The sequence below is a fragment of the Streptomyces sp. CNS606 genome, assembly GCF_000426325.1.
The window spans coordinates 85093-101772 of the sequence record NZ_AUFD01000009.1 but is presented as its reverse complement, the minus strand read 5'-3'; the positions used below and the strand labels follow the sequence as shown (position 1 = coordinate 101772).

General features: G+C 74.5%; 12 protein-coding genes. 4 read left to right on the top strand and 8 right to left on the bottom strand.

The genetic code is table 11. The features are described from left to right. Positions 1–45: 45 nt before the first annotated feature. The 3 genes from K304_RS0106940 to K304_RS0106930 all read right to left on the bottom strand — a co-directional run bounded on the left by K304_RS0106940 (position 46) and on the right by K304_RS0106930 (position 4851). The gene (locus tag K304_RS0106940) at positions 46–1263 is read right to left on the bottom strand and encodes an alkaline phosphatase family protein (RefSeq protein WP_078528711.1); all 1218 of its coding nucleotides are present in this window, start codon (positions 1261–1263) and stop codon (positions 46–48) included. Continuing rightward, positions 1260–1859, bottom strand: a complete 600-nt coding sequence (locus K304_RS0106935; protein WP_027763157.1) for a DUF5998 family protein — start codon at positions 1857–1859, stop codon at positions 1260–1262. Before K304_RS0106935 ends, K304_RS0106940 begins: the two co-directional genes overlap by 4 nt. 136 nt (positions 1860–1995) lie before the next feature. Continuing rightward, positions 1996–4851 (bottom strand): GNAT family N-acetyltransferase, encoded by a 2856-nt coding sequence (locus K304_RS0106930; RefSeq protein ID WP_027763156.1) that lies wholly within the window; start codon positions 4849–4851, stop codon positions 1996–1998. An 80-nt stretch (positions 4852–4931) separates the two neighbouring features. Here K304_RS0106930 and K304_RS0106925 point away from each other — a divergent pair, with 80 nt between their 5' ends. Continuing rightward, on the top strand, positions 4932–5255 hold the full coding sequence (locus tag K304_RS0106925) for an HPr family phosphocarrier protein (RefSeq protein WP_027763155.1): 324 nt from the start codon (positions 4932–4934) through the stop codon (positions 5253–5255). An 8-nt stretch (positions 5256–5263) separates the two neighbouring features. On the opposite strand, the gene K304_RS0106920 is transcribed toward K304_RS0106925, so the two are convergent. The 4 genes from K304_RS0106920 to K304_RS0106905 all read right to left on the bottom strand — a co-directional run bounded on the left by K304_RS0106920 (position 5264) and on the right by K304_RS0106905 (position 9878). Beyond that, entirely contained in the window at positions 5264–5944 is a 681-nt protein-coding gene (locus K304_RS0106920) for a hypothetical protein (RefSeq protein ID WP_027763154.1), read from the bottom strand. Positions 5945–6035: 91 nt separating this feature from the next. Beyond that, the gene (locus K304_RS0106915; protein WP_027763153.1) at positions 6036–6851 is read right to left on the bottom strand and encodes a M23 family metallopeptidase; all 816 of its coding nucleotides are present in this window, start codon (positions 6849–6851) and stop codon (positions 6036–6038) included. Positions 6852–7125: 274 nt separating this feature from the next. Continuing rightward, complete coding sequence (locus tag K304_RS0106910; protein ID WP_199779582.1) at positions 7126–8496, bottom strand: M16 family metallopeptidase; 1371 nt, start codon at positions 8494–8496, stop codon at positions 7126–7128. A 29-nt stretch (positions 8497–8525) separates the two neighbouring features. Then, positions 8526–9878, bottom strand: coding sequence for a M16 family metallopeptidase (locus K304_RS0106905; RefSeq protein ID WP_027763151.1), 1353 nt, complete (start codon positions 9876–9878; stop codon positions 8526–8528). A 211-nt stretch (positions 9879–10089) separates the two neighbouring features. On the opposite strand from K304_RS0106905, the gene K304_RS0106900 reads away from it, so the two are divergent. Next, on the top strand, positions 10090–12543 hold the full coding sequence (locus K304_RS0106900) for a DNA topoisomerase IV subunit A (RefSeq protein ID WP_027763150.1): 2454 nt from the start codon (positions 10090–10092) through the stop codon (positions 12541–12543). Here the strand turns inward: K304_RS0106900 and K304_RS27715 are convergent. After that, positions 12540–13682 carry a CobW family GTP-binding protein gene (locus K304_RS27715; RefSeq protein ID WP_106965541.1) on the bottom strand — a complete coding sequence of 381 codons (1143 nt, stop codon included), beginning with the start codon at positions 13680–13682 and terminating at the stop codon, positions 12540–12542. The genes K304_RS0106900 and K304_RS27715 overlap by 4 nt on opposite strands. Positions 13683–13818: 136 nt before the next feature. Here K304_RS27715 and K304_RS27710 point away from each other — a divergent pair, with 136 nt between their 5' ends. After that, a complete protein-coding gene (locus tag K304_RS27710; protein WP_051308009.1) occupies positions 13819–14838 on the top strand; it encodes a sucrase ferredoxin in 1020 nt (339 codons plus the stop codon). A 158-nt stretch (positions 14839–14996) separates the two neighbouring features. After that, positions 14997–16646 (top strand): sensor histidine kinase, encoded by a 1650-nt coding sequence (locus K304_RS27705; protein WP_051308069.1) that lies wholly within the window; start codon positions 14997–14999, stop codon positions 16644–16646. The last annotated feature ends 34 nt before the right edge of the window (positions 16647–16680 follow it).

Below are 16680 nucleotides of genomic sequence, written 5' to 3'. Positions count from 1 at the left end.
GTGGCGGTGGCGGTGGGGCGTGACGGTCCGTCGTGCGGCGTGGTGCTAGGTGCGGACCTCCAGCAGCGGGACCATCTGCTCCGCGCGGGTCGCGGAGCCGTGCATGCCGATCAGCGCCGACTCGTTGGGCTCCCGCCGGGTGGCGACCACCGCGGCGTTCCCGTTCATCGCGACGACGACGTCGCCGAGCCGGTCGCGGACGCGGTCCTCCACCCGAGGGCCGAACCAGCCGAGTGCGACGGCCTCCTCACGGGTGGCGACCCAGGCCTGGCCGGCGAGCACCTCGCGCCAGACGTCGGCGACGGCGCCCGCCGCGCCGGGCACCGCGTACAGGTGCCGCATGCGCCCCTCGCCGCCGAGCGAGGCGACGCCGGCGGAGAGTTCCCAGTCCTCGTCGAAGTCGAAGCGGAACTGCGGGCTTTCGGGTACGTCGACCATGCCGTGGTCGGCGGTGACGTAGAGCGCGGAGCGGGGCGGCAGCTGCTCGGCGAGGCGCTGGGCGAGCCGGTCGACGTACTGGAGCTGGCCGCGCCAGGCGTCGGAGTCCATGCCGTAGCGGTGGCCGTGACCGTCGAGTTCGGCGTAGTAGGTGTACACCAGGGTGCGGTCGGCGGCGCCGAGGCGTTCCGCGGCGGTGTCCATCCGCTCCTCCGCGGCCAGCCGCCCGTGGAAGGTGCCGCCGGAGAGGGCCACCGTGGTCAGCGGGGTGTGCTCGAAGTGCGGCGCGGTGACCTGGCAGGTCGCCACGCCGGCTGCGTGGGCGAGGCGGAAGACCGTGGGGTGCGGCTGCCACAGGTGGGGGTCCGTCCACGGGCGCCAGCGCAGCTGGTTCATCAGCGCGCCGGTGTCCGGGTTCCGGACGGTGTAACCGGGCAGGCCGTGCGCGCCGGGTGGGAGACCGGTGCCGACCGAGGCCAGCGAGGTGGCGGTGGTGGAGGGGAATCCGCTGGTGAGCGGGCGTCCGCTGCCGCCCAGCGAACTCGGCAGCAGCGAGGTGAGGAACGGCGCCTCCTCGGGGTGGGCCGCCAGCGCCTCCCACCCCATGCCGTCGACCAGGAACACGCAGACCCGGTCGGCCGGCTCCAGCGGGAGACCCGCCTCCAGGCCGGGCACCCCCAGTCCGGAGGCGAGGGTCGGCAGCAGGTCGGCCAGCGAACCGTCGCCGTAGCGGGGAACGGGAGCGGTGCGCGGATCCAGTGGCGCCGCCTCGTCGGCCGGGGAGGGGTCCTCCGGGACGGGTCGCGCCGTGTGCGGCGGTGTCACCGGTGGGCACCCGGGCGGGCCGCCGCCGTCGCCTCGGAGAGCGCCTGCGCGAAGGCCAGCGCCTGCCGTACGGTCTCCGGCCCGTCGCCCGCCTCGCTCACCCGGAGGGAGAGGTCGTCGGCCGTGGTGGAGCCTGTGTAGCCGTGGTCCGCCTCGCAGTTGGGGTCGCCGCAGGCCGCGGGCTCCAGGTCGATGCGGGAGACCGCGCCCCAGCCGATGGTCAGCACCACCTCGCGCGGCAGGGTGCCGGGGGTGTACGACTCCGGGTCGGCGACGACGCGGGAGAGCACGACGGAGGCGATCCGCTCCAGCTTCACCGACTCGGTCGAGGTGGTGGCGTAGGGCGAGGCGGAGGTGCCGTCGGCCGGCTGCTCGTCGGTGTGACTGACCAGGAAGCGGGTGCCGGTGAGGACGAGGACGGTGACGTGCCGGCGGATCTCGTTGGAGTCGAACGTCGTCTCCTGGTGCACCAGGTAGGACGACACGGGTTCGCCGCCGACGGCCGCCTCGACCGCCTCGGCGACGAGGGCGGGGTAGTAGCCGCTGCGCTCGATCGCGGAGCGCAGTCCCTGGGTCGTCGTACCGGTCTTCGCCATGCGGACCATCCTAGGGCCTGCGAGGGAAGGTTCTGCCGGTCCGTACGGCGGCGCTCGCTCCGCCCCGCCGGTATGCCGAGGGACCGGGCGGGCGGCACCGGGGACGGCGGCCGGGTCCCGCGTCGAGGCGGCCCGGTCAGTACGCGGGCAGGGTGCGGCGGCCGAGGTCGCCGCGCGGCGGCGGTTCGGCGACCCGTACGGCCGCGCCCAGCACGGTCAGCCCGCGCGGCGCCACCACCACCGGCTCCAGATCGACCGCGACGATCCGCGGGTGGTCGTCCAGCAGCCGGGAGACCCGCAGCAGCAGGTCCTCCAGCGCGGCGGTGTCGAGCGGCTGCGCCCCCCGCCAGCCGAAGAGGAGGGGGGCCGCACCCAGGGACCGGACCAGTTCCTGGACGTCCCGGTCGGTGGCGGGGACCAGGCGGTGCGCGGTGTCGCCGAGCAGCTCCGACGGTGCCCCGGCGAGGCCGAAGGACAGCACGGCGCCGATCGACGGGTCGACGGCCGCGCGGACCACGGTGTCCACGCCGCGCGGTGCCATGGCCTGCACGACGGGCCGCAGCTCGGCGGGCTTCCCCAGGGACGAGGTCAGGTCGGCGTACGCCCGGCGGAGCTGGTGCTTGCCCGCCACGTCCAGGCGTACGCCCCCGAGGTCGGCGCGGTGCCGCAGGTGCGGGGCGGTGGTCTTGAGCGCCACCGGGTAGCCGAGCCGCCGGGCCGCGGCGACGGCGTCGTCCGCGGAGGCGGCGGGCAGGGTGGGCTGGACGGCGATGCCGTAGTGGCCGAGCAGCTCGGCCGTCCCGGCCTGGCCCAGCGGCAGGCTGCGGTGCATCCCGGGTTCGGCGGCGGCCCCCGTCGTGGGCCGGGCCTCACGCGGTGCGGCGGGGTGGGCCGTACGGACGCCGGGGCCGTCCTCCCCGGACCCGTCGCCGCGGGTGGCGCGGGCGACCAACCGGGCGGCGGCCCCTTCGTCCACGTCGAACTGCGGGACGCGGCCCGGCTCCTGTGCGTCGCGGCGCCATGCGGCGTGCCGCACGGCGTGGGCGAGGGCGCGCACCGCCCGTTCCGGTGAGGGGTAGCTGGGGATGCCGCGGGCGGCCAGCGCCTCGTCGAGCCCGGCGATCGCCAGGTGCACGACGGCCAGCGGCTTCTGTGCACCGGATGCGGCGTCGGCCAGCGCGTCGGCGAGCGACTCGACCGGCACCTCGCCGACGCCGGGGATGGCGGTCACGACGACCGCGTCCGTCTGCGCCTCGGCCAGCGCCTCGCGGACCGCCACCCGGAAGTCGTCCACGGTGGCGGCGGTGGTGAGGTCGCGGGCCGGCAGCGGGCGCAGTCCGTCGGTGAGGCAGGCGTCGTGGGTGAGCAGGCTCAGCGACTCGGTGTTGCCGAGCAGCGCCACGCGCGGCCCGGCGGGCAGCGGCTGGGACGCCAGCAGCGCTCCCGCGTCCACCTGCTCGGTCACGGTGTCGACGGTGATCACCCCCGCCTGCCGCAGCAGCGAGGACACGGTGGCGGCGGGCGTACGGGAGGCCGGCGCGGCATGCCCGGGCGGCGGGGCGCTGCCGCTGTGCCGGGCACCCTTGACCACGACGACGGGCTTGCGGACGGAGATCCGTTTGGCGAGACGGGTGAACTTCCGCGGGTTGCCGATGGATTCCAGATACATCAGCGCGACGTCGGTGTCCGGGTCCTCGTCCCAGAACTGGAGCACGTCGTTGCCGGAGACGTCGGCGCGGTTGCCGGCGGAGACGAAGGTGGACAGGCCCGCGCCGCGCCGGTGCAGCCCTTCGAGCAGCGCGATGCCGATCGCGCCGGACTGGGTGAACAGACCGACCCGCCCCCGCCGGGGCATCTGCGGCGACGGCGTGGCGTTGAGGCGCACGTCCGGGGCGGTGTTCATGATGCCGAGCGCGTTCGGCCCGATGACGCGCATGCCGTACGACCGGGCGTGGCGGACGAGTTCGCGCTGCCCGTCGCGGGTGAAGTCGGCGGAGAGCACGACCAGGCCCTGCACGCCGTGTTCGCCGCAGTCCGCGACGACGTCGGCCACCTCAGCGGCGGGGACGGCGACGACGGCGAGATCGACGCTCTCCGGCACGTCGCGGACCGAGCGGAAAGCGGCGGCGCCGCCGAGGTCGAGGGCGCGGCCGGGTGACGGGTCGAGCACGTGGTTCACCGCGTACGTGCGCCCGGTGAACCCGGCGGCGCGCAGACTCTCCAGCACCGTGCGCCCGGCGCCGCCGGGGGTGCGGCTGACGCCGACGACGGCGACCGAGGCGGGGGCGAGCAGGCGCTGCACGGAACGGCCCTCGGCGCGCTGCTCGCGGGCGTGCATCACGGCGAGGGAGGCTTCGGTGGGCTCCAGGTCGAGCGTGAGGTGGACGGAGCCGTCCTCGAAGCTGCGGCGCTGGGAGTAGCCGGCGTCGGTGAACACCTTGATCATCTTGGTGTTGGCGGGCAGCACCTCGGCGATGAAGCGGCGGATGCCGCGTTCGCGGGCCACCGCGCCCACGTGCTCCAGCATGGCCGAGGCGAGGCCGCGTCCCTGGTGGGCGTCCTGGACGAGGAAGGCGACCTCGGCCTGGCCCGCCCGGACGGCGTCCTGCGGCACGCCGTCCCCGGTGCCGCCGCCTGTGCCGTCCCCGTCCTCGGTGCCGGTGCCGGTGGGAGCGGTGTGGGCGGGGCGGCCGTCGTCGTCGATCCGGTCGTACCGGACGGTGGCGATGATCTCGCCGCGGACGGTGGCGGCGAGCCCGACCCGGTCGACGTAGTCGTGATGCGTGAACCGCCGGACGTCGCGGTCGGAAAGACGTGGATACGGCGCGAAGAAACGGTAGTACTTGGACTCGTCGGAGACCTGCTCGTAGAAGGCGACCAGCCGCTCCGCGTCGTCGGGCGTGATGGGCCGGATCCGGGCCGTGCCGCCGTCGCGGAGCACGACGTCGGCCTCCCAGTGGGCGGGATACGCCCGGTCCGCCGGAGTCTGCATGAGTGACAGCGTACGGCCGGGTGCGGCGTAGTGTCGTAGTCCAGCACCCTGGTTCCGAGTCGTGGGGAGGGGAGAGCGGGATGGCCGAGCGCCGTGTCACCGTGGGCTGGCAGGAGGGCCTGCACGCCAGACCGGCCGCGATGTTCTCGCGGGCGGCGATGGCCACCGGAGTCCGGATGACCGTACGGAAGCCCTCCGGCGACGGGGCCGGGAGTGACACCGACGGGGACGGCACGCCCGCCGTGGACGCCGCTTCCATGCTGGGCGTCATGGCTCTGGGCGCCGAACGGGGCGACGAGATCGTGCTCGCCTCCGAGGGCGACGGGGACGCGGACCGCTCCGCCCTGGACCGGCTCGCCCGGATGGTCGCCGAGGGCCTCGACGAGCTGCCGGCGCAGGGCTGAGCCGCATCTCAGCTTCTGCGCATCCCCTGCCCCTCGCGCAGCCGTTCGACCTGCAGTTCGATCAGGCTCGCCGGGAAACGGGCGTCCCGGCCCACGAAGAGCTTCTCGAAGTGTGCGGTGGCCGACCCGACCCGCACGAAAGTGTGCTCCTCGTCGCGGATGTCGCCTCCCTCCACGCGCGTACGCATGTGGAAGCTGATCGACTCGTCGCCGTAGGAGGGGCCTGGGGTCACTTCGACGGTGAAAGCGCTGACACCGGCGTAGGTGTCGGAGACGAAGCCCCTGCACTCGTGCAGTGCGCTGCTCAGCTCGTCGAACGCCGCCTTCGCCTGACCGGGGCCGAAGGTCGCCAGTGTCGAGTTCCCGCCCCAGATGTCGCCTTTCCAGTTGAAGGACTGGAACACGGACGCCCTCGCGCTCTCGACCCGCAGGGTGTCGAGCACCCTCTCGCACGAGGCGTCCGACACCGGCTCACGGGCCGGCTGCTCTCCGGGAATGACGACGACCACCGGGTTCGTGTACGAGGCGGGCACCTGCTCGTCGGGCAGAGTCAGGGCCTCCAGCTCCTCGACGGAGAGCGTGCTGCCCGTCGCTGGAGGGAGGGTGCTCGTTTGCCGTTTCGGACCACCGGCCTCGGTCGCCGCCGCGCATCCGGCGACGAGCAGCGCCGACACGACCACGGTCAGCACCCGTCTCGGAGTTCTCCTCCGCATACCGCCCCCTGCCATGCCCGGAAGGGGGGAAGCGTAACCGGCACGTCCGGCCGAGCTCCCGGCCGGGTCAGACGTCGACGCCGTGTTCGCGGAGGTAGGGCAGCGGGGCGATGTCGGAGCCGTAGTCGGGGCCGGTGCGCACCTCGAAGTGCAGGTGCGGGCCGCTGCTGTTGCCGGTGGAGCCGGAAAGCCCCACCCGATCGCCCGCGCCGACCTGGGCGCCGGCCGCGACCGTGACGGACGACAGGTGGCCGTACTGGGTGTAGGCGCCGTCGGCGTGGCGGACGACCACGTTGTAGCCGTAGGAGCCGGACCAGCCCGCCTCCACGACCTCGCCGGCGGCAACGGAACGGACCGTGGTGCCGGACGCGGCGTGGAAGTCCACGCCGGTGTGGCTGCCGGAGGACCACATGGCACCGCCCGCGCCGTAGGCGGTGGAGACGTGGGAGCCGGCGACCGGGGCGACGTAGCGGTGCAGGGCGGCACGTTCGGCGGCGCGGGCCGCGCGGCGGCGTTCCGCCTCCTCACGCTCGCGCTCGGCCCGGGCGGCCGCCTTCCGGGCTGCCTCTTCGGCCGCCTCCTCCGCGGCGCTGCGCTGGGTGCGCGCCTGGTCCGCGATGCGGCCGGCGAGGGAGTCCGACACGGCGGCGGCCTGCGTCAGACCGGTGTCCGGGCGCCCGGAGGCATCCTCGGCCGGGGCGGCGGGCACAGCGGCGGCCGGGGCGGCGGGCACAGCGGCGGCCGGGGCCGCGAGGGAGCCGACGACGCTCGCGGTGGCGAGTCCGGCCACGCCGGCGATGCGGGCGCCCGCACGGCAGGCGCGGCCCGGCCGGCGGTGCTTGCCCGGGGTGCGCTGCCTCCCGGGGCCAGTGGTGGTCGCCATGCTGCGGCGGGCTCCTCTCCGGCTGCACGCGGGCCGCGGCGGCGGCGCCTGCTGACGTGAGCCGGAGGGACGCTAATCAGGACATCTGCCAACAGCCAAACCGAATCGGCCGATTGTCGCGCATGCCACAGCACAGACCGGGCATCTCGCCGCCGAAGCGGACAGAGCGCGGCCTGCGGCGAGGTGCTCACCTCGCCACAGGCCGCGCTCAGGAGTGCACGCCGGAGGCGGTGTTCAGGCGCGGTTCAGGCGTGCGTGCGCACGGGACGCGCCCTCAGGTGCCGGGGACGACGGTCACCTCGCCGATGCCGAGTGCGCGCACCGGGTCCGCGATCTGCCCGGCGTCGCCGACGAGGACGCAGACCAGCCGGTCCTCGGGGAAGGCGTTGACGACGGCGGCGGTGGCCTCGACCGTGCCCGTCTCGGCGAGGCGGAGGTACAACTGCGCCTGGTAGTCGTCCGGGAGGTGCTGTTCCACCTGGTCGGCGAGGGTGGCGGCGACGGCGGCGGCCGTCTCGTACCGCAGCGGGGCCACGCCGACGAGGTTCTGGACGGCGACGTCCCGCTCCTCGTCGTCGAGGCCGTCGGCGGCGAGGGTGCGCAGCACCTGCCACAGGTCCGCGAGCGCGGGACCGGTCACGTCGGTGGCGACGGAACCGCTGATGGCGAGCATCGCCGCCCCCGAGCCGTCCGGCGCGGAGCGCAGCACCTGGCCGAAGGCGCGGACACCGTAGGTGTAGCCCTTCTCCTCACGCAGCACGCGGTCCAGACGGGACGTCAGGGTGCCGCCCAGGCAGTACGTGCCGAGGACCTGCGCGGCCCAGACGCGGTCGTGCCGGTCGGGGCCGATGCGGCCGATGAGCAGCTGGGTCTGCACCGCACCGGGCCGGTCCACGATGACGACGCGACCGGTGTCGTCGGCGGTGACGGCCGGGACCGGCCGGGGCTCGGCCGTCGAGCCCGTCCAGGCCCCGAGGGTGTCGGCGACGGCCTGGTCCAGGTCGACGCCGGTGAAGTCGCCGACCACGACCGCGGTGGCCGTGGCGGGACGCACGTGCGCCTCGTAGAAGGCGCGGACGGCCGCGGCGTCGATGCGCTGCACCGTCTCCTCCGTGCCGAGACGGGGGCGGGAGTGCCGGGACGCGGCCGGGAAGAGCTGCCTGGCCAGTTCCTTCGCGGCGCGGCGGGCCGGGTTGGCCAGCTCGTGCGGGATCTCGTCCAGGCGGTTGCGGACCAGCCGGGAGACCTCGTCGTCGCGGAAGGCGGGCGCGCGCAGCGCGTCGGCCAGCAGGCTCAGCCCCTTGTCGAGGCGGGAGGCCGGGACCTCCAGGGAGACCCGCACGCCGGGGTGGTCGGCGTGCGTGTCCAGGGTGGCGCCGCAGCGCTCCAGCTCGGCGTTGAAGGCCTCGGCGTCCAGCTTGTCGGTGCCCTCGGCGAGCGCGCGGCCCATGATGTTGGACACGCCGTCCAGGCCCTCCGGCTCGGCGTCCAGCGGGGCGAGCAGGTTGACCTCGACGGCGACGACCTTCTGGCCCGGCCGGTGGCAGCGCAGCAGGGTCAGGCCGTTGGGCAGGGTGCTGCGGTCGGGCGCCGGGAAGGCCCACGGCTTGGGCTCGCCGCCGCGGGGGCGCGGGTGGAAGTCCATCGTCATGCCTGGGGTGTTGGCGGCGTCGCTCACTGGCCGGTCTCCTCGGCTGCGGTCTGGTCCCCGTCCTCGGACGCGGTCTCGGGCGTGGTCGGCTCGTACACCAGAACGGCGCGGTTGTCCGGCCGGAGCCGGGCGGCGGCGACCTGGCGCACCTCCTCGGCCGTGACCTCCAGCACCCGCTGCACGGCGGTCAGCGCGAGCTGCGGGTCGCCGAACAGCACCGCGTAGCGGCAGAGTTCGTCGGCGCGGTCGCCGACCGTGGCGAGCCGGTCGAGCCACTCGCGCTCCAGCTGCGCCTGGGCGCGCTCCATCTCCTCCTCGGTGGGGCCCTCGGCCGCGAACCGGGCGAGCTCCTCGTCGACGGCCGCCTCGATGTCGGCGACCTCGGTGCCCGCGGACGTCTTCACGTCCAGCCAGCCCAGCGAGGGGGCACCGGCGAGGCGCAGCAGGCCGAAGCCGGCGCTGACCGCGCTCTGGTCCCGGCGGACCAGGCGGTTGTGCAGCCGGGACGACTCGCCGCCGCCGAGGGCGGTGAGCGCGAGGTCCGCGGCGTCGCACTCGCGCAGGCCGTCCTGCGGCAGCCGGTAGACGGACATCAGGGCGCGGGCCGGCACCTCCTCGCGGAGCACCTGCCGCTGCTGCGCCCCCATGATCTCGGGGAGGGCGCCGTCGCGCGGCGGCTGCTTGCCGTCGTGGCCCGGGATGGAGCCGAAGTACTTCTCGATCCAGCCGAGCGTGGCCTCCGGGTCGATGTCGCCGACCACGGACAGCACCGCGTTGTTCGGCGCGTAGTAGGTGCGGAAGAACTGGCGCGCGTCCTCCAGGGAGGCGGCGTCCAGGTCGGCCATGGAGCCGATCGGGGTGTGGTGGTAGGGGTGGCCGTCGGGGAAGGCCATGGCGGTCAGCCGCTCGAAGGCGGTGCCGTAGGGCACGTTGTCGTACCGCTGGCGGCGCTCGTTCTTGACCACGTCGCGCTGGTTCTCCATGGACTCCTCGTCCAGGGCGGCCAGCAGCGAGCCCATCCGGTCGGCCTCGAGCCAGAGGGCGAGCTCCAACTCGTGCGCCGGCATGGTCTCGAAGTAGTTGGTGCGCTCGAAGCTGGTGGTGCCGTTGAGGGAGCCGCCGGCGCCCTGGACCAGCTCGAAGTGGCCGTTGCCCGGCACCTGCTTCGAGCCCTGGAACATCAGGTGCTCGAAGAGGTGGGCCAGACCCGTACGGCCCTTCACTTCGTGCCGGGAGCCCACGTCGTACCAGATGCAGACGGCGGCGACCGGCGTCAGATGGTCCTCGGAGAGCACCACGCGCAGGCCGTTGGCCAGCCGGTGCTCGGTCGCGGTGAGCCCGCCGGTGGAAGGCGGGGGCGTGGCCGTGTGACCCATGGGCCGCTCAGTCCCTTCGATCGCGAGAAGTGATTCTTTCCGTCACTGTATGCAAGCGCTCCGACTGTCCGCGAAGTTCCCGTACGGTACGTGCCCAGGACCTTCCCCGCGCGACCGGTTGTCGGACCCGCGGGCCACAATGGTCCGCGTCAGTCTCAGCTCTCCCTGACCCAGCTCGTCAGACCACCCGGACGAAGGAGCGCTCGCCGCGATGGCCCGCCGCAGTACGAAGACCCCGCCGCCGGACGACTTCGAGGAGCGCATCCTCGACATCGACGTCGTCGACGAGATGCAGGGCTCCTTCCTGGAGTACGCCTACTCGGTCATCTACTCGCGCGCCCTGCCGGACGCCCGCGACGGCCTGAAGCCCGTGCACCGCCGCATCCTGTACCAGATGCACGAGATGGGCCTGCGCCCCGAGCGCAGCTACGTCAAGTGCGCCCGTGTGGTGGGCGAGGTGATGGGCAAGCTGCACCCGCACGGCGACTCCGCGATCTACGACGCGCTGGTGCGCATGGCGCAGTCGTTCTCGATGCGCGTGCCGCTGGTCGACGGGCACGGCAACTTCGGTTCGCTGGGCAACGACGACCCGCCGGCCGCGATGCGCTACACCGAATGCCGGTCGGCCCCGGCCGCGGGACTGATGGTCGAATCGATCGACGAGGACACCGTCGACTTCGCGCCGAACTACGACGGCAGCGAGCAGGAGCCCGTCGCGCTGCCGTCGGCCTACCCGAACCTGCTGGTCAACGGCGCCTCCGGGATCGCGGTCGGCATGGCGACCAACATGGCGCCGCACAACCTGGGCGAGGTCGTCGCCGCGGCCCGGCACCTGATCCGTCACCCTGGCGCCGACCTCGAGACGCTGATGCGTTTCGTGCCCGGCCCCGACCTGCCCACCGGCGGGAAGATCGTCGGACTGGACGGGATCCGGGACGCGTACGAGAAGGGGCGCGGCACCTTCAAGATGCGCGCCACCGTCGCCGTGGAGCAGGTCACCGCACGGCGCAAGGGCCTGGTCGTCACCGAACTGCCGTTCGCCGTGGGTCCGGAGAAGGTCGTCTCCAAGATCAAGGACCTGGTCAACGCGAAGAAGCTCCAGGGCATCGCGGACGTCAAGGACCTCACCGACCGCGAGCACGGGCTGCGGCTGGTCATCGAGGTCAAGAACGGCTTCAACCCGGAGGCCGTGCTCACGCACCTGTACAAGCTGACGCCGATGGAGGAGACCTTCGGCATCAACAACGTCGCCCTCGTCGACGGGCAGCCCCTGACCCTCGGGCTCAAGGAGCTGCTCGAGGTGTACGTCGACCACCGCTTCGAGGTGGTGCGGCGGCGCAGCGAGTTCCGGCGCGGGAAGCGACGCGACCGGCTGCACCTGGTCGAGGGCCTGCTCGTCGCGCTGCTCGACATCGACGAGGTCATCCGGCTCATCCGGGCCAGCGAGAACGCCGCCGAGGCCAAGCAGACGCTGATGGAGCGCTTCGGACTCTCCGAGGTGCAGACGCAGTACATCCTCGACACCCCGCTGCGGCGCCTGACCCGCTTCGACCGCATCGAGCTGGAGAGCGAGCGCGACCGGCTGCGGGAGGAGATCGAGGAGCTGACGCGCATCCTGGATTCGGACGCCGAGCTGCGCAAGCTGGTCTCCTCCGAACTGGCCGCCGTCGCCAAGAAGTACGGCACCAAGCGCCGCACCGAGCTGCTGGACTCCGCCGAGTCGCCGGTCACCGCCGTCCCCCTCCAGGTCGCCGACGACCCGTGCCGCGTGCTGCTGTCCTCCACCGGCCTGCTGGCCCGTGCCGAGAACGGCACCGCGGACACCGGAGCGGGCGCGGAGGTCAAACGCGTCAAGCACGACGTGATCGTCTCGGCCGTTCCCGCCACCACCCGCGGCGAGATCGGCGCGGTCACCTCGGCCGGGCGGCTGCTGCGGCTGGCGGTGGTGGACCTGCCCCAGCTCCCGGAGACCGGAGGGCCGCCGAACCTCTCCGGAGGCGCTCAGGTGTCGGAGTTCCTGACGCTGGCGGCGGACGAGTCGCTGATCTGCCTGACGACGCTGGACGAGTCCTCACCCGGGCTGGCGCTCGGCACCGCGCAGGGCGTCGTCAAGCGTGTCGTACCGGACTATCCGGCGCACAAGGAGGAGCTGGAGGTCATCTCGCTCAAGGAGGGCGACCGCGTCGTCGGCGGCGCCGAACTGCGCACGGGCGAGGAGGATCTGGTGTTCGTCTCCAGCGAAGCCCAGCTGCTGCGGTACCCGGCGGGGCAGGTACGGCCGCAGGGCCGGGCGGCCGGCGGCATGGCCGGCATCAAGCTCGCCCCGAACGCGAAGGTCCTCACGTTCACCGCGGTCGATCCGTCGGCCGACGCCGTGGTGTTCACCGTCGCCGGTTCGCACGGCACCCTCGACGACTCGGTGGCCACCGCCAAGCTCACCCCGTTCGACCAGTTCCCGCGCAAGGGCCGGGCGACCGGCGGCGTGCGCTGCCAGCGGTTCCTGAAGGGCGAGGACTGCCTGACCATGGCCTGGGCGGGACCTGCGCCCGTCCGCGCGGCGACCCGCACCGGCGCTCCGGCCGAACTGCCGGAGCCGGACCCGCGCCGGGACGGCTCCGGGGTGCCGCTGGCCAAGCCCATCACGGCGCTGGCCGGGCCGGCTTAGGGCTGCAACGGCTCGACCTGGACGAGTTCCGCCTCGTCCAGGTCGTCCCACGCGTCACCGGGCTCCCCGTCCGTCTCCGACGGCCCCGTCGCGTCCTTCGCGGCGGGGTCGTCGACGTACCGCAGGACGCCCCACATCGCGCGCGCATCGGCGGGGGCTGCGGGGTCCGCCCTGCACGCGTCGAGCCCCTCACGGAGCGCGGGGCCGTCCACGCCGGTGCCGATCAGCACCAGTTCGGTGCCCGCGGGCCCGGGCCCGGCGCGCTCCACGGGCGCGAACCGCAGGAAGCCGCCCACCGCGTGCACCGCGTACCGCCGCCCCGGGTCGGCGTCGCCGAAGTCGACGAAGCCCTTGATCCGGTAGACGCCCGGAGGACGCCGGTCAAGGAACTCCAGCAGCCGGCGGGGGTCCACAGGCTCCCCGGTGCTGAACTCCACGCTCTGGTAGGCCGCGTGGAGGTGACCGGCATGGTCCCCCGCGGACTCGTCGCCGGCGCGCAGCAGCGCGTCGAAGGAGAGCTGTTCGGCCGCCGGCCGCCGCCGCTCCGGCCGGTCGAAGAGCAGGCCGGGGTCGACCCGCCCGTACGCGGCGCGCACCACCGGACCACCGGGGCCGAGCTCCCGCAGGCTCGACTCCAGGGTCTCCAGCGTCCCGGGATCGGCACGGTCGGTCTTGTTGAGCACCACCAGGTCGGCGGCCCGCAGATGGCGGTCCAGCTCCGGATGGCGTTCCCGTGTCGCGGGGTACTCGGCGGCGTCGACGACCTCCACCAGCCCGCCGTACACGATGTGCGGATTGCGGCTGGCGAGGATCATCCGGATCACCGTCTCGGGCTCGGCGAGCCCGCTCGCCTCGACCACGACGACGTCCATCCGCGCGGACGGCCGGGCGAGGACGTCCAGCACGCCGTCCAGGTCCTCGGTGTCTACGGCGCAGCACAGGCAGCCGTCGCCGAGCGACACCATGGAGTCGACCTGCCCGGCGACCGTCATCGCGTCGATCTCGATGCTGCCGAAGTCGTTGACGACCGCGCCGATGCGGGTGCCGCCGCTGCGCCGCAGCAGGTGGTTGAGGAGTGTGGTCTTGCCGGAACCGAGGAAGCCGGCGAGAACGACGACCGGAATCCGGCGGGTGACCACGGGGACCTCCAGCGTGTCGGGACGGGGCGGGCGGGCGGGGCCCGATCGTAGTCGAGCCACTGCGGTCGGTCGCAGCCCGGCCGCGGGGACGCGTCCCGGGGAGTGACCTGGAACAGGTTCGGTTAGGCTCGCCTCTGTGAGAACGTGCGCCACAGCGTCCCGGGTGCTGAGCGAGCCCCTGGCGGCCACGGCCGCCACCGCACGCACCTGGCTGCTGATCGAACAGCCCGGCCCCTGGGGCTCCAAGGCCCTGACGGAGAGCCACCTCGATCCCGCGCTGGGCGCCGCCCTGGACCGGGCGGCCGCCCCGCACGGCGTGCGCGTCGCGCTCATCCGGCGGCCGGGACCGCACGCCGACCGCGGCGAGCCCCACCACCGGCGCATCCACCTCGCCCACACCGCACCCGGCGCATCCTGGGTGCTCACCCGCGAGACGGCCGCCGGGGTGGACCCCGTCACGTCCCTGCCGGACATGGACTTCGCCGCCCTCGGCGCCGGGATCCGCGCCGGCGCGGGCCCCGGCTGGCACGACCACCGGGGCGACCCGCTGGCGCTGGTGTGCACCAACGGCAAGCGGGACCGCTGCTGCGCCCTGCTCGGCCGCCCGCTGGCCGCGGAACTCGCCGCGTCCGCGCACGCCGACGTCTGGGAGATCACGCACATCGGCGGCCACCGCTTCTCCCCCACCCTGCTGGTGCTGCCGTACGGCTACGCCTACGGGCGCGCCGCCGCGCACACCGTCAAGGCGGTGCTGGAGGCCGTGCGCGAGGGGCGTGTGGTGACCGAGGGCTGCCGAGGACGTTCGGTCTGGGACCGGCCCGGCCAGGCGGCCGATCTGGCCGTCCGGGAGACCACCGGCGAGCAGCAGGCGGACGCGCTGGACGTGGTGGACGTGCAGGACGTGGACGAGGCGTCGGAGGGCTCCGGCGGGCAGCGGTGGGCGGCCACCGTGGTGCACCGGGACGGGCGCCGCTGGCAGGTGCACATCGCCGCGGTGGCCGACGACGCCCCGCAGGCGGCGCCCAGTTGCGGCGCCGCGCTGGGGCTGCCGCCGCAGATGCGGGTCGAGGCCGTCGAGGCGCTCGTGCCCGTGACGGCGGCGCCGGCGGGCGCACCGTGGGCCGCGGGCGAGGGAGCGGAGCGCCCGGCTCGGTGACGGCCACGCCGGGCAAGGAGACCGGGACGGACGGCCCGCCCGGGCGGGCCACGACCGGCGGGCCGCCGGGCCGGTCCGGGACGGCCTCGCGGCGGCGGATCGGACCGGTACGGCCGCGTGTCCCGTTCGGGCTGTCGCCGCGCGCGCTGCGGGTCGGCATGCCGCGGCGGGTCTTCTCCCAGGTCCTCGTGATGCAGCTCGCGATCATCACGGGGGTGACGGCCCTGGTCACCGGTCTCTTCCTGGCCCCGCTGAGTGCCGAGTTCGACGACCGCGCCACCCAGCGCGCCCTGGCCATCGCCCGGTCCACCGCCGTGCAACCGGGCCTGCCCGAACAGCTGCGTTCCCCCGGCGGCCCGTCCGCGGACGGGCCGGTGCAGGAACGCGCCGAGCGGGTGCGACGCACCACCGGCGCCAGCTACGTGGTGATCATGGACACCCGCGGCATCCGCTGGTCCCACCCGGAGGTGCGGCGGATCGGACGGTACGTCTCCACCGACCCGGCCCGCGCACTCGCCGGACACGAGGTGCGGCACATCGACGTGGGAACGCTGGGACGGTCTGCGCGGGGCAAGGTGCCGGTGCGGGACGGCGAGGGCCGGATCGTCGGCGCGGTGTCGGTCGGCATCGCCTACGACAGCGTCCGCGAACGGCTGCTCGGCGCCGTCCCCGAACTCCTCGCCTACGCCGGGGGCGCCCTGGGCGTCGGTGTGCTCGCGGCGCTGCTGGTCTCCCGGCGTCTGCAGCGGCAGACCCACGACCTGGCGTTCTCCGACATCTCCGCCCTGCTCGCCGAGCGCGAAGCCATGCTGCACGGCATCCGTGAGGGCGTGGTGGCGCTCGACGGGGCGGGCCGCATCCGGCTGGTCAACGACGAGGCCCAGCGGCTGCTCGACCTCGCCCCGCGGGATGCGGGACGGGCGCTGCAGGAGGCGCTCGGCGCCGGGCGTACGGCGGACGTGCTCACCGGGCGCGTCACCGGGCGGGACCTGCTCACGGTACGGAGCGGCCGGGTGCTGGTGGCGAACCGGATGCCGACCGACGACGGCGGCGCGGTGGTCACCCTGCGCGACCGGACCGAGCTGGAGCAGCTGGGCCGCGAGCTGGACAGCTCGCGGGTGCTGGTGGACGCCCTGCGCGCGCAGGACCACGAGCACGCCAACCGGCTGCACGTCCTGCTCGGCCTGCTGGAACTGGAGCTGTACGACGAGGCCGCCGCCTACCTGTCCGAGGTGGTCGGCGTGCACCGGGCCACGGCGGAGCAGATCACCGGTCAGGTGCGCGACCCGCAGCTGGCCGCGCTGCTGGTGGGGAAGGCCACCGTGGCGGCCGAACGCGACGTGGCGCTGCGTGTCCGCTCCGGGACGCTGCTCCCGGACCGGCTGGTCGACGCGCGGGAGATGGTCACCGTGGTGGGGAACCTGGTGGACAACGCGCTGGACGCGGCGGCCGGCACCGCCCGCGCGGAGGTCGGCGTGGAGCTGCTCCCGCTCGGCGGCACGGGCGTCCGGCTGCGGGTCACCGACAGCGGGCCCGGGATTCCGCCCGAGCGGCGGGAGCAGGTGTTCGCCGAGGGCTGGTCGACGAAGCCGCCGCCGGCGCACGGCAGGCGAGGGCTCGGCCTGGCGCTGGTGAAGCGACTGGCGGAACGGCACGGCGGCACCGTGCGGGTGAGCGAGGCGCCCGGCGGCGGCGCGGAGTTCACCGTGGTGCTGCCGGACGCGCTGGCGCCCGACCCGGCCGTCGCGGGCCCGGCCGTCGCGGACCGGGCGGGCGCGGCCGCGGGCGGCGCGGACGGTGCCGCCTGAGGCCGGGGGCCTCGGGCGGGCGCGGACACGACGG